The following is a 19,130-nucleotide window of genomic DNA, read 5'->3' as shown; positions in this document are numbered from 1 at the left end:
AGATGGGAATGGCCCCGGCGCGCGGCGGGTTGATGGGCCATGAGTCGGTCGCGTCTGTGCGCTTGCACCTCCGCGAGAGACGCGGCGCAGCAGTCAGGCGCTGAGGCCGCGCGCGCGCTGAAGCGGGCAGGGAGGCGTCCGGTCGCGTCGGCTCGCCGCGCGCGGGCAACGACGCAGACGCGGCGGCGACCGGGCCGCGCTTGCCAGGCTCAGGCACGCGGCGGGATCGAGCGGCTGCACGAGCGCTCCTCGGAGCGCTCGTGCAGCGGGCGCTTCACTGCGCGAGCGTCGTGCTCGAAGGGGCGAGCCCTGCCGCAGGCGAGGTGTCAGGCAACCGTCTCATGGCGCCTGCATAGAAGGTCCGGAGCGTGTTGCGCCCGCAGTAGGGGCACAACCACGCCACGTCGAACCGGTCGAGGTGGGCATTGATGCTGTGCGCCGGCGCGATCTCCTTCTCGCCCTCACCGGCGGCCGACCGGCCGCGGGGAGCTCGGCTGGCCCACCCGGCGGTGACGTGCCGGTGCTCGTCCAGGGTGGCTGAGAGGCTTGCCTGGCACTCGCAAGGAGTGGAGATGAGAAACCGACTCATGCATGACCGTCCTTCGTAGATGTTTCCGTAGTCCATGTCGACATGCCGCGACGCGGCGTGCTCGAAGAGCCGCAGCGCGGCGTGCCAGAGAAAGAGCGCGTCCTCATATAAAGGTTGGTCAGTTTGAGCTCAAGGGGTGTTAGCCTGGGGCACGGTTGCCCTGGTGTGACTGAGGAAGGGGAGTCCATGACCGTTCGCCGTGCACCTCGTGAGCGCGCGACGCCGGCTTCGGGGAGGCTGCAGGTCGTCGAGACGGGCCGGCCCGGGCCGCGCTCGGTGCGCAGCTTCAAGATCCTGCTCGCGCACGACGCCCGCACCGCGACCTGCGACGCGCTCGCCCGGACGATCGAGGCGATCCTGGCGAACGTCGAGATCGTGGACGCCTCGTCGATCGACGACGCGCTGCTCGCGTCGGCGACCGAGCGATTCGATGCGTGCCTTGTCTGCCTCGATCTGCCGCCGGCGCCGCTCGGCGGCGCGCGGCTCGCGAGCGAGCTCGTGGACAGCGACCACCCGGTCGTCCTCGTGACGAGGAGCCTGCGCTGGCTGCCGCCGGACAGGCCCACGCTGCAGCAGCTGCCCTGGATCCCGCCGGATGCGGGCGCGAGCGAGATCACGAGCGCGATCGAGGCGGCGACCAGCGAGTGCAACAGCTCCGTCCGCACGCGCTCGCTGCTGCCGGGCGACGTGCTCGGCGCGCCCGCGCTCCGCGCGCGCGCGCGCCGCTAGCTCCGCGCGCGCCGGCCCCGGTCGAACGCGGGGACGGAAAACGAAATGAAGGGGTTGCTCTGCGGCTCCGGATTCGGTAGAAGCTTCCTCCACCTCACGCGGGACTAGCTCAGTTGGTAGAGCATCAGCTTCCCAAGCTGAGGGTCGCGGGTTCGAATCCCGTGTCCCGCTCCGAGGATTGCCGGCCCCCTCTTGCGCTGGCGGTCCTCCTGGTGGTGCCTCGGGCACGATGAGCGCCTTCTGCATCGGCGTCGCCCGAGACGGCTCCTCGAGCTGAGATCGGAGCCGGCGAGCGCCGCAGGCGTCGTGAGCGCCGCGGCGCCGGCGCGCTGCAGGATGCGCTCGTGGCGAGCGCGAACGCCGCATCGTCAGCGCGCGCCGCGCGCCGCATCGTCAGCGCGCGCCGCGCGAGACGGACGCGCTCTGGGGGCGCACGACGCTCGGATCGGGGCCGGTCCCGCTGCGCGGACCGCGGCGCCCTACCCCAGGGGGACACCTGGAGGTGTTCATGAAGGATGGCCGGCGCATCGCGCTGAACGCGGCGCTGATGCTCCTCAAGCAGGCGATCATGGCCGTCCTCGGCGTCGTGTTCGTCGGCTATCTCGCGCGGAAGGTGGGGGTCGCCGCCTGGGGGGAGTTCCAGGCATCGCTCGCGATCGCGGGGATCGTCACGATCGCCGCCGGCATCGGGGTGAGGGGATACGTCGCCCGGGAGATCGCCGTGAAGCCGGAGCTCGGGCCGCGTCACCTCGGCGCGGCGCTGACCCTCCGGGGCGTGACCGGGACCCTGGTCCTCGGCGCGACCGCGGCCGTCGTGCTCGCGACGCGCTCGGGGCTCGGCGCGCAGCTCGTCGTGCTCGCCGCGGCGTCCCAGCTCGCGACGCTGCTCTACTCGACCATGTGGCTCTCGTTCGAGGCCCACGAGCGGTTCCAGTACATCCTCTACGCGGAGCTCGGCGCGCGGCTGTTCGTCATCGCGCTCTCGACGGCCCTGCTGGCGCTCGGCTTCGGCGTCGTCGCCGCGGCCGCGGCGTTCCTGCTCGGCAACGTGCTGGAGCTCGGGATCACCGCGCACTATCTCCGCTCCCGGCTCTACCGACCCGAGCTCACGACGCCCCCCGCCGAGCTCTGGCAGATCGCGAAGCGCAGCCTGCCGATCGGCGCGCTCGGGGCGCTCGCGAGCGCGCTGCTCCAGACCGACCGCGTGATGCTCCGCGCCCTCTGCGATGAGGAGGCCGTGGGCGTCTACAGCGCCGCCTGGGTGCTGAACGAGAACTTCAGGATGCTCCCCGACGTGCTGCTCGGCGCCGCCTTCGCGGCCGGCATGCGCCTCTACGCCCAGGATCGCGACGCGTTCGGGCGCCTCTATAGCGGCTGCATGCTCGTCGCCGCGCTCGTCGGATTGCCGGTCGCCGCCGGCGTCGTCCTGCTCGCGCCGGACATCATCCAGCTCGTCTACGGTCCGGCGGGCGACTACGCCCCGGCGGCGGACGTCCTCCGGGTCCTGGCCTGCGGCGTCCCCGTGATGTTCGCGTTCCAGGTCGTGACGCTGCCGCTGCTCGCCGCGAAGCGCGAGATCGCGATGGTGAAGCTGCTCGCGGTGGCGCTCGTCGCCGACGTCGCGCTGAACCTGCTCCTGTTGCCGCGCTACCGCGCCCTGGGCGCCGCGTGCGCGACGCTCGCCGTCAGCGCCGCGTTGCTGGTCGCGTCGTGGGGCCTGACCGCGCGCTTCGCCCCCTTCGTCGAGCTCGGCCGCATCGCCGCGGTCCTCGTCGCGACGGCGGTGATGGCCAGCGCGGCCTACGCCGCGCGCGTCCTCGCGGGGATGTGGGCGTCGATCGCGGTGGGCATCGCCGTCTACGTCGTGCTGCTGCTCGCCCTGCGCGCCGTCTCCTTTCGCGAGCTGCGCGCGCTGCTCGCGCGGCGCGTCCGCGCCTCGCCCGCCACCGCGGCCTGATCCGCGTTCTGCCGAGGGCGGGGCGCCGCGCGGCCCGCTGCGCTCCCGTGCCGAACCAGGGGCCATCGAAAATTCGGTTTTTTCACCGGAAGCGGCGCTCGCCGCGGGGACCCGCGGCTGCCGACATGCGCGCTCATCCGGCGGGATCCACGCAGGGGCGCGCGATGCCTGTTGCTCGGAGGTGACGGTGCTGCGGCTCTCTCCGTGGCATGCAGCGTGAATAGCGAAGGGACGATGTGGCGGCGCGGGCAGGTCCGGGGGCTGGCCGGGGTGGGGCGACTCCGGCAATGGATGGCGCGGCGGCCGTCCTCGCTCCGCGCGTTCGGCATGCCGGGGCGAGACGATGTGCGCGCGGCGGAGCAGCCGTGGAGGCCCCGAGAGATGGACCTGCCCATGGGCGACGGCGGCTATGCGCTGCTCGCGCGCCTGTCGGCCGGCGGCATGGCCGAGCTGTTCCTCGCGTGCCGGCGCGGGCCGGCAGGGATCGCGCACCCCGTCGTCGTGAAGCGCCTTCGCCCGGAGGCGAGGCGGGATCCGTCGATCGTGCGGATGTTCCTCCGGGAGGCGTGGATCAGCGCACGGCTCCAGCACCCGAACGTGATCCGGTTCCACGACTTCGTCTTTCACGAGGGGCGCCATCACCTCGTGGTCGAGTACGTCCCGGGCTGCGATCTCGCGGTGGCAGCGCGCGCCCTCTTCGCCGAGGGGCGGCCGTTTCCGCTCGAGGCAGCCCTCGAGATCGGCCTGGGCGTGCTGCGGGCGCTCGCGCTCGCGCACGAGCTCCGCGACGACGGCGGGCGGCTCGTCGGCCTCGTGCACCGCGACGTGAGCCCGCAGAACGTGCTCCTCTCGCTCGAGGGCGAGATCAAGCTCATCGACTTCGGCGTCGCGAAGATGACCGCGATGAGCGGGATGGACGACGCCTTCCCCCTGGGCTCCCCGGGCTCGGCGGGCGACGCGACGCCGTCGAGCGGCGCCGGCACGGTGAAGGGCAAGCTCGGCTACGTGGCGCCAGAGCAGCTCCGCGGGCAGAGGATCGACGCGCGGGCCGATCTCTTCGCGGTCGGGGTGATCCTCTTCGAGCTGCTGACGGGGCGCCGCCTGTTCCACCGGAAGGAGGACGGCGCGACGATGGGCGCGGTGCTCTCCGGCGAGGTGCCGGCGATCGCGCCGCTCCGCCCGGCGTGCCCGGCGCTGCTCGAGGAGGCGGTGCGGCGCGCGCTCGCGCGCGATCCCGACGGCCGATTCGAGACCGCGGCGCAGATGGAAGAGGCGCTCGCCGAGGTGCTCGCCTCGCTGCGCAGAGCGCCGGGCGGGGGCGACGAGCCGAGCTCGAGCGATCGCGGCCTCCTCGCAGGCCAGGAGATCGCCGCGCTCGTGCGCGAGATCGCGAGCGGGCGCGATCGGCACCGGTCGCTGCTCGTGCGGGGCTGCCGGAGATCCGCCGGGCTCCGCGGGCGCGCCGGCGCGCGGCGGATCGCGGCGAGCCGCTCGGGGGAGGAGCGCAGCGAGACGAAGATGACGTCCGGGCCGCGCGGGCTCGACGCGGGCGCGGGCGCGACGGAGCCCGAGAGCGAGCGCAGCGAGGCCAGGAACGCCGTGACGCCGCACTGGAGAGACGCGCGCCCGCCGCGGCGCGCCCGCCTCCTGCACTGGCTCGTGATCGCGGCGGTCACGTTCGCCGCCGGAGCGCTCGCGGGCAGGGCGATCGGCGCGTTCGACGGCGGCGCCGCGCCGGCGAGCCGCGGCGCACCCGGCTAGCGCGCAAACGCGGCATTGAAAGCGCGGAGCTCGCGTGATCTCCGGGAGACCTCCATTCGGCAACGCCGCCGTGATGCGCCGAACGCGAACGGCCCTTTGCGATGGCGCGGGCAGGGACGGGCTCGCTAGCCTAGTCCGCCCTGATGCACCTCCGGAATCTCCTGAGCCGCTCCCTCGTGTTCGCCGCGCTGTCCGTCCCCCTCCTCGCGAGCGCCACCGGCGGGAGCGCGCTGCCGCGGCCGGTCGCCGGCGAGCCGGTCGCGCCCGCGGAATCGAGCGCGATCGGCGCGGCCATCGAGCAGCAACCCGTCTGTGTCGGCTCGACGGTCGCGAGCGCGGGGGAGCTGGGCGACGTCCTGTACTACCGCAGCTCGCCGGGCGAGCGCGGCGAGGTCTCCGTCGGCTACTACGCCTTCTTCTCGGAGGAGCGGCCCTGGGGCAACAACTGGCTCACGTGGACCGTGCTGCCCGCGCTCGCCGTGGACCTCGTCTACACGCACGGGCTGCTCTTCGGTCCGGGACTCCAGCGCGTCGCCTACGGCAAGGGCGACGTCGAGGGGTTCAGGATCGTTTACAGCGTGGGCGCCGACGGGGGGCTCGCGGTCGAGCACGGCGTGGCCGATCGCGGCGATCACAGCGAGGTGCGGCTCGAGCGGGCCGAGCTGCTCTCGGTCGATCCCGCGCGCCCGACGGTCTACTCGCGGTGGTGGAGCCACCAGCTCGGCGGGCAGGGCGCGGGGCCGGGCGATCTCGTCCATCGCCGCTGCTACGGCGCGGGCGCCATCCGCCCGCTGCCGCCGGAGGTCGCGCTCGATTTTCGCCTGGATCGGCGCGCCCGGCCGGCCCGCGTGGTGCCGGCTGCCGCGCTGCTCGGGCAGCCCGCTCCGACGGGGCAGGGCGATCAGGGCCTCGTCGCTCTCCGACCGAGCGTCGCGTTGTAGATGGCGAGGAGAATGATGGCGCCCAGGATCGACATGAAGAAGCCCCCGCTCGACTGATACGACGGGTAGAGGCCCAGGGCCCGGCCGATGAAGCCGCCGAGCAGGGCGCCAGCCATGCCGAGCAGCGCTGTCACCACGAAGCCGCCCGGATCGCGCCCGGGGGTGAGCAGCTTGGCGATGACGCCGACGATGAGCCCAAACAGGATCCACAACAGCACGGACATGGTTTGCTCCTCTCGACACCGGGTGACGCCGAGGGGCGTCCTCCAGCGTCAACGCGGAGGCCAGCGTTTGCAGACGACGTGCCGTCCGCGGTGAGCTCCGTTCGCACCGGGCTGAAGCGGAGGCTCGGCGGCCAGCGTGAACGGCGTCGCCATCCGGCGCGCGGCGATGGGCATCGGTTGTACATCGGCGCCCCATCCGGCGCGCCAACCTCGAGGCCGGTCTCCTGATCCGGCGGCGCTCACGGCAGCTCGCGGGGACAGGTGTGCTCCGGCTCGGCCGCGCGGATCGCCCTCGGCCGCGCGTCGTCCGCCGGGGGCGCGTCGCCCTCGTCCCCCGGCGAGGGCGGGGCGAGCGGGGCGCCGGCAGCGTTGAAGAGCAGGCACAGCGATCCGCCGAGCACCGTGGCCGCGACGGTGCCGACCACGACCGGAGCGAGCCGCCGGCGACGACGCCGGCGCAGCCTGACCTGGCTCCGCAGCCCACCGGGCAGGCGCGCGCGAAGCAAGAGGATCGGCTCGAGCGCGGCGTCGAGCTCCGGGCTGCGCTGCGCGCTGGCCGGAGCGGGCGATGGAGGTGGCGCCGCGGCGCAGGGAGGCGGCGCGTCCGCCGGTGACGCGGCGAGCTCGACGAGCGCAGCCGGCGGGCAGGGCGAGGAGCGGTGGCCGACCCAGGTGGGAGCGGACGAGGGGTCGCGCCGCGCATCCGGCGGGGAGCAGGGCTGATCCAGCGGCGCGCTCCCCGGGAGAGATGACGGGGCGCGGTACCCGACCCACGTTGAGGCGCACGCGGAGCGCGCCGCCGCCGCGCCGTCCGCGGAGCGCGCCGCGTCGGAGTTGTGCGCGGAGGGCGCCGCGGGGCGATCCTCCACGGCGGAGCGCGCCCGGCGGCGCGCGACGTGCGCCAGCGCCTCGCGCAGGGCGCGCGCGCTCTGCAGGCGATCGTCTGGATTTTTGCGCAGGCATTGCAGGATCAGCGCCTCCAGATCCGGATCGATCGCCGGGTGGAGCGCGCTCGGTCGGGGCGGCGGGGACTCGACGTGCGCGGCGGCGAGCGCGACGGGCGTCGGGCGCTCGAACGGGAGTCGCCCGGTCGCCATCTCGAAGAGCAGCACGCCGCACGCGTAGATGTCGCTCCGCGCGTCGACGGGCTGCCCTGCTGCTTGCTCCGGGCTCATGTATGCGGGGGTCCCGATGACGAGCCGGCCGTCGTCGGCGGGCATGGCGAGCAGCGGCGCGTCCGGGAACGCGCCGGAGCGCTCGTCGTGGAGCAGCTTCGCCGTCCCGAAGTCGAGGAGCTTCACCTGCTCGAACGGCGCCCCGTCGTCGTCGACGCGGGGCACCAGGCGGATGTTCTCGGGCTTGACGTCGCGGTGGATGACGCCCGCGTCGTGCGCGTGCTGCAGCGCGGAGCACAGCTGGCGCATGATCGCGACGATGCGCTCCGCCGGCAGGATCGGCGTGGCGTTCAGGAGATCGATGAGGTCCTCGCCGTCGAGGTGCTCGGTGACGAGGTACCAGAGGCTCGGCGGCTCCGGCTCATGTCCGCCGGCGCCCGCGCCGAGCGCCTCGGTCGGCTCGCAGCCGAAGTCGAGGACCCGCACGATGTTCGGGTGATCGAGCCGGCTCGCCGCCAGCGCCTCGACGTGGAACCTCAGCACCGCGTCCCCGGCGCGGGCGCCGCCGCCGGAGCGCGACCTCGCGTCGGTCCGCGACCGCTCGCTCACGCCGCTCGATCCCCGGAGCCCCGGGCCCTCGCGGCGCGGCGGCGAGGCGACGCGCGTCGTGCAGACGCGGCGGCCCGCTCTGCCCGGCGCGCGCGGCGAGGCGGCGCGCTCGCGGATGATCTTCACCGCGCACGCGCGCCCGAGCCCGAGGTGCCGCGCACGGTAGACGCGTCCCATCGCCCCGGCGCCGATCATCTGCTCGACGAGGTACCGCCCGCCGAGCAGGCGTCCCCTGAGGAATCGCTCTGAGGACGGGAGTCCCGCGTCGAGGGGCGCGGAGGAGCGGAGGCAGTCCATGGCGCGTCCCACGCAGCAGAATGGGTGCCATCGCGCTGTGCGGACGGTTCACAGCCGGCCGCGGACGGAGCGTCAGGCGCGGCCGCGCTGCGCGCTCAGGCTCGGCGCGCGCCGCGTCGCTCCCGTGGCGCGCGTCTCGCGCGGGAAGGCGCCGCGAAACCCGCGAAACGCCGGACAGCGCGCAGGACGGCGGCGCTGCGGGGCTGAGTTGTTCCGTTGTCGACGGCCTGTGATAGCGTGGCGCGCGAGGAGGCCTGAGTGCTCTTGAGACGATGCGTTCCGTTCGCTGCGGCGCTGTTCCTGCTGCTCCCGACAGGCGAGGTTCGCGCGCAGTCGGACCAGGACAGAGCCGTGGCCCGGTCGCTGGCCACGCAGGGCGCCGAGGCGTTCACGTCCGGTCGCTTCGAGGAGTCGATCGATCTGCTCGGTCGCGCCGAGGCGGTCGTGCACGCACCGACGCACCTCCTGCTGATCGCGCGCGCGCAGATGCGCCTCGGCCGGCTCGTCGCGGCGAAGGAGACGTACCTGAGGATCGTCCGCGAGGAGCTGCCGCCCACCGCGCCGTCTCCCTTCAAGAAGGCCCAGCAGGACGCGAGGGAAGAGCTCGCCGCGGTCGATCCAAGGATCGCGTCGCTGCGCATCGCGCTGGAGGGCGCCGCCGGCCGGAAGATCGTCGTGAAGCTGAACGGCCAGCCGGTCGCGGAGGCGCTGCTCGGCGTGCACCGCCCGATCGATCCCGGCAACTACATCGTGACCGTGATTCCGCCGGGCCTCTCGCCGATCGAGCAGGCGCTCTCCCTTGGCGACGGCGAGCGAAAGGAGCTGAAGATCCCGGTCCCGGAGAGCCCGGCCATGGCGCCCTCGCCAGACGGCTCGGGGCATGGGCAGGGGACCTGGAGCGGCGGGCCAGGCGAGGTTCCCCGCGTCGACCCACCGGGCAGCCCGGAGCGAAAGACGAACGTGTTGATGCTGGGTGGGGGCATCGCGGCCGCCGCGCTCGGGCTCGGCGGCATCGTGGTCGGCTCGGTGTTCCTGGCGAAGGGGGGCGCGACGCAGCAGGAGGCGAACGACCTGAGCGAGGCGAACCGGTGCGAGTCGCCGAACGGCGTCGGCGCGAGCTGCGGTCCGCTGATCCAGAACAGGATCAAGCGGCTCGACGCCGACGCCGCGTCGCACCAGACGACCGGCACGATCAACCTCATCACGGGCGGGGTGCTCCTCGCCGGCGGCGCGACGCTGATCGTGCTGGAGCTGACGTCCAGGCCGGAGCCGTCGAGCTCGGCCTGGATCGCCCCCTACGTGACACCGACCGGGCTCGGGGTGCGCGGCGCGTTCTGACGGGAGCGCGCGCTCAGTAGCCGAAGTCGCCCGGAACGCCCGGCTTCTGCGGCTTCTGGGGCGGCGCGCTCGGCTTCGTCGGCGGCACCGGCTTCTGCGGCTTCGTCACGGGCGGGGACCTCGTCTGGGGAGGCGGCGTCCGCGGCGGGAGCGGCTTCACGGGCGCCGAGGAGGCCGCCGGGGCGGCGGTAGGCTCGACGGTGGCGGGTGGAGCGGGCTCCGCGGCCGTGACGCTCGCGGTGACGACCGGCGGCTCGTACGGGGGCGCCGTCACCGGCGGCGGTGGAGGCGGCGTCGGGATGGCGGTCGCGCTGACGGCGCCCGGATCCGGGGTCGCCGCGCCGATCGTCCCGCTGCGGCCGAAGGCGAACCAGACGGCGAGGCCCGCGCCGAACAGGGTGGCCGCCGCGGCGAGCGCGGCGAGGATCGGCACCCTGGACGGGGGCCGCGTCGCGCGGCCCGTGACGCCGGACGAGGCGCCCCACGAGTTGGCGGTCAGCTGCGGCGTGTGGCCCATGCCGGGCACCGTCGGTCCGTTCTGGCTCCCCCACGGGGGGGTGTCGGGGCGGACGGGCGGAAGCGTGGTCGTCTCGGGCTGGGACGGCAGCGACAGCCGCGGGATGGAGGCCCGCCCCGTGCTCAGCAAGGCCAGGCTGGGCCGCGCGGCAGCCCAGGCGAGGAGCGCGCTCTTGAACTCCGCGCAGCTCTGGAAGCGAGCCCCCGGCTCGCGCGCCATCGCCTTCTGGATCATCCCGGAGAACTCGACGTCGAGGTCGGGCACGAGCTGCTGGGGCAACGGCGCCGTCTCGAGGACGATCTTGAAGAGTAGCTCGTTGAAGGTCGCCGCGTCGAACGGCACCTGACCGGTCGTCGCCTGATAGAGCAGCACGCCCATGGCGTAGATGTCGGTCCGCTGGTCGACGGGGCTGGAGCCCCGCGCCTGCTCGGGCGACATGTAGTACGGCGTGCCGACGACGGCGCCCGTGCGCGTCATGCTCATCTCCGCGCCGGCGAGCGGCGAGAACTTCGAGACGCCGAAATCGAGCACCTTCACGAAGTTGCTGAGCCCGGCCTTCGAGGGGACGATGAAGATGTTGTCGGGCTTGAGATCGCGGTGGATGATCCCCGCGGCGTGCGCGGCGCCGAGCGCCTCGAGCACCTGGGCCATGATCGGCACGGTGATCTCGGGCCCGAGCCGCCCCATCCGCTCGATCTTGGCCCCGAGGGTCTCGCCCTCGAGGTACTCCATGACCATGTACCGCGTGCCGTCGGGCAGCACGCCGAGGTCGAGCACCTCGCAGATGTGATCGGAGCCGATCCGCGCTGCGGCCTGGGCCTCGCGCTCGAAGCGCGCGACCGACTCGGCCTGGCTCGAGATGCTCGCGTGCAGCAGCTTGATGGCGACGCGGCGCCGGATGCGCACGTTCTCGCCTTCGAAGACCGCGCCCATGCCCCCCTGGCCGAGCAGCCGGACGATCCGGTACTTGCCATCGATGGTCTCGCCGACCAAGGGGCTCATGACAGCGTTCCCGGTGCGGAGAAGCAGATCACCCGGCCAGACTAGCACGGTGCCCCGAGCCCGGCCTACGCCCTCGCGGGGCGAGCGCGCCCGCCGCGTCGCCTTTACTGCCTGCCCGACCGCGGGCCTCCGCGTTGGTCGGGCGGGGTCGAGCAGAGCGCCCTCTGCCCGAGGGCGGAATGAAAGCCCCGCTCCGCGCATCCGCGGCGCTGGCGCAGGGGATCTTCGTGGTAACGTCGCCCTCGTATGCCGGTTTACGAGCTATCGGTCGATGGAGCCCTGGTTCGCGAAGCGGAGAAGATCGTGTCGCTAGCCGGTCGCGAGTTCCCGACGCTCGTCATGCGTTGGGAATCGCGCCTCTTCGACCAGCCGTGGCTCACCACGCTCGTGCTCGACTACGTGATCGCGTTACCGCCGCTCATCGTCGGGCAGGCGACGTTCAACGAGGTCAGGATTGCCGCCTTCACGGGGCACGCGGGCACGAAGTTCATGTACTTCGGCACCGAGATGAGCGCGAGCGTCCCCCGCATCGCGCCCGAGATGGAGAACGCGATCGCTCCGTCCACGCTCTATCAGGAGTTCCGCCTCGACGAGCAGACTTGCCCGATCCCCTATCTGAAGCTGATCCAGGTCAGTCCGCGCATCTTCGGGGAAGGGCTCCAGAACTACTATTCGCCGCCGATCAAGGTCGAGCGCTACGACGGGGTGGCCTCGCCGGAGCACATCGCGGACTTCTTCCCCAAGGTCGTGGCGAACCTCGATCCGGTGAAGGGGACGACGCTGGTCGACCCCGCGCAGGGCTTCTGGACGGGCGCGCGCTTCCTCGGCGCCACGTCGATCGCCATCCTCCGGCAGGGCCGCGTGGTCGGGCTGCACCGGCGCACAGGCAAGACCGACAAGGATCCGATCCCGCCCGAGGTGAAGCGGCGCGACCCGCGGCTCGACGTGCGCGCCGACTGGGTCGCCGTGGACGTCGGCGCCGCGTCGACGGTCGTCGCCGTCCGGGGAGAGCGCGGCGGCGCCGAGTTCGTCCGGATCGGAGCCAACGGCCCGGTCCGAGTGTCGGCCGACAACGAGAACCCGAGCGAGGTCGCGTTCGAGGCGCTGGCCCGGACAACGAAGGCGTGGCGCGATCGGGTGATCCTGCCGATGACGCGCTGGGGCGACGTGCTCGTCGGGCACGCCGCGCGCGACATGCGGCTCCGGCCGGGCGAAGGCGCCCACGAGCGCGCCGCGGCCTCCCTCCCGGCCGTCACGCTCCTGCGCGAGCGGACCGAGCGCGGCGAGCCGTTCCGGCTCCGGGGCAGGAGCGACCCCGACACCGCCGAGGCGCTGAAGAAGCCGGCGCCGCCCATCATCGACGAGGAAGGGATCGGCGCGCACGACCCGTTCGACCCGATCGAGCTCTACGCGTACTACGTCGGCCTGCAGCTGAACCAGCGCTCGCGGGGGATCTCCACGCGCTACGCGATCACGATGCCGACGGGCTGGTCGCCCGAGCGCCGCGCCAGCGTGCTCGTCGCCTTCCGCCGCGGTCTCTTCCGGAGCCTGCCGGCGGGCCTCTGCGAGTACCACGACCTCGACGGCCTCCAGGTCGTCGACGCGGGCCCGTCGGCGATCGCCTACGCCGTGCAAGCGTTCCGCATGTTCGGGATCCAGCCGCGCGAGGGCGGCGTCCCGTTCTGCGTCATCGACGCCGGGGCCAGCGAGGCGGGGATCGCCTTCGGCATCCTGCGGAGCGCGAAGGGCCACGAGGTCGCGCAGGGGCTGGAGCGGATGGTCGAGTACCTCGAGCCCACGGCGATCCCCTGGCTCGGCGGCGAGCGGCTCCTGCACCGGCTCGCCTACCGGGTGTACGCGGCCAGCCAGGCCGCGATGAGCGAGCGCCGGATCCCGTTCGAGCGCCCGGCCGAGGAGAGCGCGCTCGACGGCGCGGAAGATCGGCTCGCCCCGTCGCCCGACGCGCGCGCCAACACCTGGGCGCTCAAGGAGCTCCTGCGGCCTCTCCTCGAAGGGGGGCCGAGCGCGCCGGTCGAGGAGAAGCTCGCGCTGGTCGGGCTCGACGGGGAGAGCGCCGTGGTGCCGCTCTCGATCGATCGCGGCGCGCTGAGCGGCGCGATCGACGCGTGGCTCCGGGACGCGATCGACGTGTTCCGGCAGCACCTCGGCGTCGCGGTGGCCAAGATCGGGCGCGAGCCGGATCCCTACCAGGGGCTCCGGATCCTGCTCGGCGGGCGCCTCGGGATGAACCCGCGCCTCGCGGAGCTGCTCGCCGGCGTGCTGCCCGCGGGCGTGCAGGTGCACCGCTTCAAGGAGCCGGACAAGGCGAACCTGGGCGCGCCCACGGTCAAGATGGCGACCGCGCTCGGCGCGCTGTCGCTGCGGTTCGATCGGATCGGGGCCACGCTCCGCGCGGAGAAGCGCGACGCGTTCCGCTACCGCGTCGGGCGCGCCCGCCACGGGCAGCTCGCCGACGTCCTCGATCCGTCGGTGGACTATGACGCCTGGCGCGAGATGGGCGCCTGCTTGAAGCCCGAGGTCGAGATCCTGTTCATGGCGGTCGAGGACGAGGGGGAGGTCGCGGCGGACGATCCGCGGGTGCGCCGCGCGGCCTGCGCGCTCGGGCGCGACGCCGTCGGACAGCGGCTCTACATCCGGGCCGTCGGGCCGGCGCGCGCCGAGGTCAGCGTGGGGCCGTCCGGCGGCGAGCCCTCGGCGGGCGCCGTGTGCTGGACGGTCAACCTGGAGAGCGGCGCCGCGGAAAAGACCGGCGGCTGAGCGCATGCGGGCTCCGCGGCTTCACGTGTCCGACGACGACCTCGATCCCGAGGGATCGGTCCACGATGGCGCCGCGCCTGCAGGCGCCGCTTCGGCGGCCGCGCCTGCCAGCGCCGCGCCGGGCGGCGCCGCGCCTGCCAGCGCCGCGCCGGGCGGCGCCACCCCGGCGGCGGCGCCCGCAGAGGCCCCGCAGACCGAGGCCAGGCTGGCCGCGGAGCTCGCGCGCGCCACGGGCGAGCTCCGCGCGCTCTTCCGCGCGATCCCGGACCTCTGCTTCCGCGTCGACGCCGAGCTCCGGATCGTCGACCACAACGAGCCGCGGCTCTCCGCGCTCCGCGTCGCGCCCGAGGCGCCGCTGGGCAAGCGCCTGGCGGAGGTGCTCCCCGGCGAGCTCGGGGAGCAGCTGGAGCGCGGGATCCGGGAGGCCCACGAGACGGGCGCCGTGGTCGCGCTCGAGCACGCCGTCCCGAGCGCGGGCGGAGAGCGCCACGTGGAGGCGCGCATGATGCCGTTCCTCGAGGGGCACGCCCTCGTCCTGCTCCGCGACATCACCGAGCGGCGGCGCACCGAGGAGGCGCTCCGGCAGCGCGAGGAGCGATCGCGCGAGTCGCAGAAGATGGAAGCGCTCGGCCGGCTGGCCGGCGGCATCGCGCACGACTTCAACAACATGCTCATGGTGATGCTCGGCTACGGCGAGCTCCTCCTGCGCCGGCTCGGGACCGAGAGCGCGCTCCGGCGCGACGCCCTCCAGGTCACGAAGGCCGGGGAGCGCGCCGCGGCGCTCACGCGGCAGCTCCTCGCGATGAGCCGCCGCAAGGTGCTGCAGCGCGAGGTGCTCGACCTCAACGCGGTGGTGCTCGACATGCAGACGATGCTCCAGCGCCTCATCGGCGAGAACATCGATCTGAAGACGAACGTCGGCCGGGATCTCGGGTCGATCAAGTTCGACAAGAGCCAGCTGGAGCAGGTCCTCCTCAACCTGGTCGTGAACGCGCGCGACGCGATGCCGCGGGGCGGTGGGCTCGTCGTCGAGACGTCCCTCGGCGAGCCCGGCCAGAACCCCGCGGCGCGGTCGTTCGTGCCCGCGGAGCGGGACGAGGGCGACGCGCCCGCCGCGAGCGGTCCGCCGTACGTCGTGCTGTCGGTGGCCGACAGCGGCTACGGGATGGACCACGACACGCTCACGCACCTGTTCGAGCCGTTCTTCACGACGAAGGCGCGCGGCAAGGGCACGGGGCTCGGCCTCGCCACGGTCTACGGGATCGTGAGCCAGAGCGGCGGGCTCATCGAGGTCGAGAGCGAGGTCGGGCGCGGCACGACGTTCCGCGTCTACCTGCCGCGCGTCGAGGATCGCTCCGAGGAGGCGCCCGCGCGCGCCCGGCCGTCGCCGGCCGGCGGCGATGAGACGGTGCTCGTCGTCGAGGACGACGACGCCGTGCGCAAGCTCATCGTCGAGGTGCTCGAGCGGCGCGGCTACGGCGTGCTCTCGGCCGCGAGCGGCGAGGAAGCGCTGGCCGCGCTCGCAGGCGAGGGGGAGGAGGCGATCGACCTCCTGCTCACCGACCTCGTGATGCCGGGCATGAACGGCCGCGAGCTCGCGGAGCGCGCCCTCGCGATCCAGCCGCGCGCGTGCGTGCTGTACATGTCCGGCTACGCCGAGGACGTCCTCGCGGGCGCCGAGACCGACCGCGAGCTCGTGCTGCTGCAGAAGCCGTTCACCCCCGAGGCCCTCGCGCAGCGCGTGCGCGACCTGCTCGACCGGCGGTAGCGTCCGCGGCGAGCGATCCGCCGGGGCGCCGCGGATCGAGGATCAGCGCCCGCTGCGGCCGAGGACGTCGGCGGCGGGGGACGGACGATCGGCGAGCCCGAGCGGCGCCGTCGGCCGCCGCCGCCGCAGGTAGAAGAAGTCGCGCGGCGCCGGCTCGGCGACGTATTCCTCCGGCTTGAACTGCACGTCCGGGATCAGCGCCGACCGCGCGCGCGGCCCCTCGCCGTCCGCGCCGCGCTCGTACAGAAGGAAGCGCGGGTAGGCGTGGTTGACGTCGAGCTCCGCCACGTCGTGCGCGCCCGCGGCCTTCATCCCCTGGGCGAGGGTGCGCGCGGTCACGGCCTCGCCGAGCCCGTAGAAGAGCAGCTTGCCCGCCGCGTCGACGCCGAGCGCCGATCGCCGGATCACCGTCTCGCCGCTCACGGTCGCGCCCCAGTCGCGGTTCGAGTCGTAGAGCAAGTGGTGCAGCTCGCCCTGCTCGACAAGGCAGGGCGGCGTCTGCCGGTAGGCGGCCATGCGGGCCTCGTCGGCGCGCAGCTGGGGCCAGGTGCGGATCCGCACCGCGCCGGTCCGGTAGAGGGCGATCGTGCACGCCTTGTCGCGCGGCGGCAGGAACGTGTCGCCGTCGAGCATCATCCCGTAGTGACCGTGCATCGCCTTGAAGCCCCCGTTGAAGGCGGCGATGAGCCCTCCGGCGTGGCCCTCGGGGACGAGCCCCGGGCGGCGCTCGGCCGGGATGTCCGGCGAGAACGGCTCCTTCGTGCCCGCGACGAGCCGGAGGTCGACGCGCCCGAGATCGATCGCCACCACGGCGATCGCCGCGAACACGCGCCTCGGATCCGGGTGCACGACGCTCCTCCAGAGCACCGGGGCGCCGCCGGGTCGCACGGCGTCGGGGACCGGCGCCCAGACGCCGTCGCCCGTGGCCGCGACCTCGCGGAAGGGCGGCTCGAACGAGGAGGGGGGCGAGATCGATTCGGTCTCCAGGCTCTCGCTGTCCTTCACGGCCTCCGCCGCGGCGGCGGGCGCGGGCTCCCAGAACGTCTTCGGGGGCGCGTGCCGGTAGATGGCCTGGTTCAGGCGATCGGCGACGCCGTAGGCCACGTCCTCGGCCCACGCGACCGGAGCCGGGCCGACCACGGCCCGCGCCCCGTCGGCCAGCGCCGGGCCGAAGCCGCGGACCTCATGGATGCCGTACCAGAGCGCCTCGACCGCGATCGCGCAGACCGCGACGCAGCGCAGCGCGCGCTCGGGTAAGCGCGGGTGGGACCGACGCCTGCGCGGGGGCTCGCTGGCGAAAGGGGGCGAAGGCTTGTCCACGGCGATAAAGAGGCTACCCGATCGTGCGGGCAGCCCCAAGTTCCGGGCTGCGGGCGAGCGCCGCCGCGCTCGCTACGGCTGCCCGTGCGCCATCGTCCGGGGCCCGTCCTTGAACAGGATCTCGATCTTGCCTCGATCGATGACCTTCGCGACCACGCCGTCGCCGAACTTGCTGTGGTGGATGAGCTCTCCCTCGCCGAAGGTGAGGGTGATGCGGTACGGCTTGAACGCCCCGGAGGGCTTCCCCGCGATGGCGCGCTCCCACGCGAGCGTCTGGTCGCGCTCGGCGCGCTGGGCGGCCGTGAGGCGCTCCACGCCGCCGCCGCGCGTCGAGGCCGACGACGTCGCCCTCGGCTCGCCGCTGCTCCGCGACGCGGCGCGCGCGGCCGCCCGGCTCTCGCGCTCGCTCTTCGGCTGGCGGTAGAGGTGGTGGGACATGCAGGTCTTGCACTCGACCTTCTTCACCACGTCACCGACCATCGCGATGATCCGGTGGGTGAGGTCCAGGCGGCACTTGGTGCACCAGGCGTCGACTTCGCCGCCAGTCCTAAGCTTCTTCGTCGTCACTTCTCCTCACGGCGCCGGTCTCGCCCGGTCTCTTTGCTTCGATCCTTGACGTTCACTTGGGCGGTCACCTCCGGCTTCGGCAAGCCCGTCCTCGGCTCGTCCTGGCCGTCGTCTTTCCTGGCCGCATCGTTCGGAACGAAGCGGATCTCGGTCTTGATCTCGAAGGAGAGCTTCGTCAGCACCTTCGTGATCTCGTCCGCGAACTGGGTGTGCTCGAGGACATCCCGGATCTCCTTGGCGACGACCCGGTAGAGACCGTTCTTTGTCTCGTCGATCTGGGTATAGAGGTAGTGGAGGACCTCTTTGGGCAGCTTGAGGTCGCCCACGAAGTGCCGGAGGTTCTCGGGCCCCTCGCTCAGCCTGTCGATGCCGCTCTCGACGGCGCGCTCGACCACGCGCTTGAAGAGCTCGGGGATAGCGCGCTCGAAGAGGCGTTTCTTCTCGCCCTCGCCTTCCACCTTGTCCCCTTCGTCCTCGCGGAGCGGCTCGGTGTCGTCGGCCATGGCTCGGGCTCCCCTAGCGGGACGGGGCGGCCACGTCAATGCAGGGGTTCGTGCAGGGTGCCGGCGTCGCGCCATGGTCCATGGATCTGCCGGATTTTGATGACGATGGGGAGCCTTTCGCGCGTCGGTCCGCTGGCGGGAGAGCTCGGCCTTCGAGCCCGGCCGCGCGGCGGGAGGTCGTGGCGACCAGGACAGAACCTCGCGGCTCCGCGGCGTCCGCGCGCCTGCCGATCGCGGGGCGCGCCGCCGGCTCAGAGCTCCTCGTAAGCGTCCGTCTCGTGCATCTCGTAGGTTTCGTCGGATTCCGCGCCAGCGTCGCCTTCGCGCGCTCGCTTGTAGGACTTCAGCATCCACACCTCCGCCGCGAACCGGCCGGCGCCGCGGCGAGCGCTGATCTCGACGGTGGCGTCGTCGTCCTCGAGCGGGCAGAAAGGCCGATCCGGCTGGACGATCGGCCACGCGTCCTCGGTGCCGTCGCTCGCGATCATCGCCCCGCGGCTGCTCCGCACGGCGACGTCCAGGTTGATGACCCCCGGTCCGCCGACGGCGAACACCCGGTAGCATGCGCCCCGGACCGCCTGCAGCTGCTCCGTGACGATCGCCCCGCCCTCGGCCACCTGCCCCTCGATCGGCTTGGGCGAGAGCCGGCGCATGCCGTTCTCCGGACCGCAGAGCAGCGAGAGGCGCGTGACGTCCTTCACCGGATTGCCGCTGATCCTGAAGTTCCCGTAGCAGCGCACCCAGGGCCCGCCGACGCGCACCGGGAGGACCGGCAGGTCGAGATCCGCGGGCGCTCCGGCGTCGCCCTCGCCCTGTCCCGCGTCGGCGTCCGACAGCCCGCCGGCCCCGACCGTGACGGCCACGTTCGGCGGCGCTGCCGAGAGCACGACCGGGGGGCCGGGCTTGCCCTCCCAGGGACGCGGCTCATCGCGGCAGCCCGCCACGACGAGCCCGAGGAGCAACGCGGCGCAGAGGCGCGCGGCCCTCGGGAAGAGCAGGGAGGGGCAGGGGCGCCGGGACGACACCGCGCTCGGCTCTTGCGCTAGAGTCCCGCGCGATGGAAGCGTTTTCTGAGCGCAGCGAGCGGCGGCCGCGCAATCCGCACAAAGCGAGGC

15 protein-coding genes and 1 tRNA gene are annotated in these 19,130 nt (G+C 73.4%); 8 read left to right on the top strand and 8 right to left on the bottom strand.

Features of this window, described 5'->3' with window-relative positions; all coding sequences use genetic code 11:
* Positions 1-274 precede the first annotated feature (274 nt).
* Positions 275-589 (bottom strand): hypothetical protein, encoded by a 315-nt coding sequence (locus tag WMF28_RS19540; RefSeq protein WP_437603758.1) that lies wholly within the window; start codon positions 587-589, stop codon positions 275-277.
* A 186-nt stretch (positions 590-775) separates the two neighbouring features.
* Here WMF28_RS19540 and WMF28_RS19535 point away from each other — a divergent pair, with 186 nt between their 5' ends.
* The 5 genes from WMF28_RS19535 (at position 776) to WMF28_RS19515 (ending at position 5,977) form a co-directional block, all read left to right on the top strand.
* Positions 776-1,318 (top strand): hypothetical protein, encoded by a 543-nt coding sequence (locus tag WMF28_RS19535; RefSeq protein WP_437603757.1) that lies wholly within the window; start codon positions 776-778, stop codon positions 1,316-1,318.
* Between the two features lie 98 nt (positions 1,319-1,416).
* Positions 1,417-1,489 (top strand) — tRNA-Gly (locus WMF28_RS19530).
* A gap of 337 nt (positions 1,490-1,826) precedes the next feature.
* On the top strand, positions 1,827-3,275 hold the full coding sequence (locus WMF28_RS19525) for a flippase (protein WP_437603756.1): 1,449 nt from the start codon (positions 1,827-1,829) through the stop codon (positions 3,273-3,275).
* Between the two features lie 216 nt (positions 3,276-3,491).
* The gene (locus WMF28_RS19520; RefSeq protein ID WP_437603754.1) at positions 3,492-5,036 is read left to right on the top strand and encodes a serine/threonine-protein kinase; all 1,545 of its coding nucleotides are present in this window, start codon (positions 3,492-3,494) and stop codon (positions 5,034-5,036) included.
* A gap of 143 nt (positions 5,037-5,179) precedes the next feature.
* Positions 5,180-5,977, top strand: coding sequence for a hypothetical protein (locus WMF28_RS19515; protein ID WP_437603753.1), 798 nt, complete (start codon positions 5,180-5,182; stop codon positions 5,975-5,977).
* Here the strand turns inward: WMF28_RS19515 and WMF28_RS19510 are convergent.
* Together WMF28_RS19510 and WMF28_RS19505 are read right to left on the bottom strand one after the other, a co-directional pair.
* Positions 5,938-6,201: a GlsB/YeaQ/YmgE family stress response membrane protein gene (locus tag WMF28_RS19510; protein ID WP_437603752.1), complete on the bottom strand. Its 264-nt coding sequence runs from the start codon at positions 6,199-6,201 to the stop codon at positions 5,938-5,940. The genes WMF28_RS19515 and WMF28_RS19510 overlap by 40 nt on opposite strands.
* Positions 6,202-6,440: 239 nt before the next feature.
* Complete coding sequence (locus tag WMF28_RS19505; protein WP_437603751.1) at positions 6,441-8,222, bottom strand: protein kinase domain-containing protein; 1,782 nt, start codon at positions 8,220-8,222, stop codon at positions 6,441-6,443.
* Between the two features lie 258 nt (positions 8,223-8,480).
* On the opposite strand from WMF28_RS19505, the gene WMF28_RS19500 reads away from it, so the two are divergent.
* A complete protein-coding gene (locus WMF28_RS19500) occupies positions 8,481-9,560 on the top strand; it encodes a tetratricopeptide repeat protein (protein ID WP_437603750.1) in 1,080 nt (359 codons plus the stop codon).
* 13 nt (positions 9,561-9,573) lie between these two features.
* Here the strand turns inward: WMF28_RS19500 and WMF28_RS19495 are convergent, their stop codons facing one another.
* Positions 9,574-11,079, bottom strand: a complete 1,506-nt coding sequence (locus tag WMF28_RS19495; RefSeq protein ID WP_437603749.1) for a serine/threonine protein kinase — start codon at positions 11,077-11,079, stop codon at positions 9,574-9,576.
* Between the two features lie 303 nt (positions 11,080-11,382).
* Between WMF28_RS19495 and WMF28_RS19490 the strand changes: the two genes are divergently transcribed.
* Together WMF28_RS19490 and WMF28_RS19485 are read left to right on the top strand one after the other, a co-directional pair.
* Positions 11,383-13,857, top strand: a complete 2,475-nt coding sequence (locus WMF28_RS19490; protein ID WP_437603748.1) for a hypothetical protein — start codon at positions 11,383-11,385, stop codon at positions 13,855-13,857.
* A gap of 25 nt (positions 13,858-13,882) precedes the next feature.
* Positions 13,883-15,625 carry an ATP-binding protein gene (locus WMF28_RS19485; RefSeq protein ID WP_437603747.1) on the top strand — a complete coding sequence of 581 codons (1,743 nt, stop codon included), beginning with the start codon at positions 13,883-13,885 and terminating at the stop codon, positions 15,623-15,625.
* A 42-nt stretch (positions 15,626-15,667) separates the two neighbouring features.
* Here the strand turns inward: WMF28_RS19485 and WMF28_RS19480 are convergent, their stop codons facing one another.
* The 4 genes from WMF28_RS19480 to WMF28_RS19465 all read right to left on the bottom strand — a co-directional run bounded on the left by WMF28_RS19480 (position 15,668) and on the right by WMF28_RS19465 (position 19,040).
* The gene (locus WMF28_RS19480; protein WP_437603746.1) at positions 15,668-16,945 is read right to left on the bottom strand and encodes a phosphodiester glycosidase family protein; all 1,278 of its coding nucleotides are present in this window, start codon (positions 16,943-16,945) and stop codon (positions 15,668-15,670) included.
* Positions 16,946-17,017: 72 nt separating this feature from the next.
* The gene (locus WMF28_RS19475) at positions 17,018-17,425 is read right to left on the bottom strand and encodes a hypothetical protein (protein WP_437603745.1); all 408 of its coding nucleotides are present in this window, start codon (positions 17,423-17,425) and stop codon (positions 17,018-17,020) included.
* A gap of 83 nt (positions 17,426-17,508) precedes the next feature.
* Complete coding sequence (locus WMF28_RS19470; RefSeq protein WP_437603744.1) at positions 17,509-18,015, bottom strand: hypothetical protein; 507 nt, start codon at positions 18,013-18,015, stop codon at positions 17,509-17,511.
* Between the two features lie 251 nt (positions 18,016-18,266).
* Positions 18,267-19,040 (bottom strand): hypothetical protein, encoded by a 774-nt coding sequence (locus tag WMF28_RS19465; RefSeq protein WP_437603743.1) that lies wholly within the window; start codon positions 19,038-19,040, stop codon positions 18,267-18,269.
* Positions 19,041-19,130 lie beyond the last annotated feature (90 nt).

It is taken from the genome of Sorangium sp. So ce590 (assembly GCF_051521365.1).
In the GTDB taxonomy this organism is placed as follows: domain Bacteria; phylum Myxococcota_A; class Polyangia; order Polyangiales; family Polyangiaceae; genus Sorangium.
The sequence above is the reverse complement of the archived record's forward strand: the minus strand, read 5'-3'. Positions and strand labels throughout refer to the sequence as shown.

What these genes read in the sequence shown, in the direction of transcription:
- WMF28_RS19540 (WP_437603758.1), bottom strand. Translation starts at nt 589, where the DNA reads ATGAGTCGGTTTCTCATCTCCACTCCTTGCGAGTGCCAGGCAAGCCTC.
- WMF28_RS19535 (WP_437603757.1), top strand. Translation starts at nt 776, where the DNA reads ATGACCGTTCGCCGTGCACCTCGTGAGCGCGCGACGCCGGCTTCGGGG.
- WMF28_RS19525 (WP_437603756.1), top strand. Translation starts at nt 1,827, where the DNA reads ATGAAGGATGGCCGGCGCATCGCGCTGAACGCGGCGCTGATGCTCCTC.
- WMF28_RS19515 (WP_437603753.1), top strand. Translation starts at nt 5,180, where the DNA reads ATGCACCTCCGGAATCTCCTGAGCCGCTCCCTCGTGTTCGCCGCGCTG.
- WMF28_RS19510 (WP_437603752.1), bottom strand. Translation starts at nt 6,201, where the DNA reads ATGTCCGTGCTGTTGTGGATCCTGTTTGGGCTCATCGTCGGCGTCATC.
- WMF28_RS19505 (WP_437603751.1), bottom strand. Translation starts at nt 8,222, where the DNA reads ATGGACTGCCTCCGCTCCTCCGCGCCCCTCGACGCGGGACTCCCGTCC.
- WMF28_RS19495 (WP_437603749.1), bottom strand. Translation starts at nt 11,079, where the DNA reads ATGAGCCCCTTGGTCGGCGAGACCATCGATGGCAAGTACCGGATCGTC.
- WMF28_RS19475 (WP_437603745.1), bottom strand. Translation starts at nt 17,425, where the DNA reads ATGGTCGGTGACGTGGTGAAGAAGGTCGAGTGCAAGACCTGCATGTCC.
- WMF28_RS19470 (WP_437603744.1), bottom strand. Translation starts at nt 18,015, where the DNA reads ATGGCCGACGACACCGAGCCGCTCCGCGAGGACGAAGGGGACAAGGTG.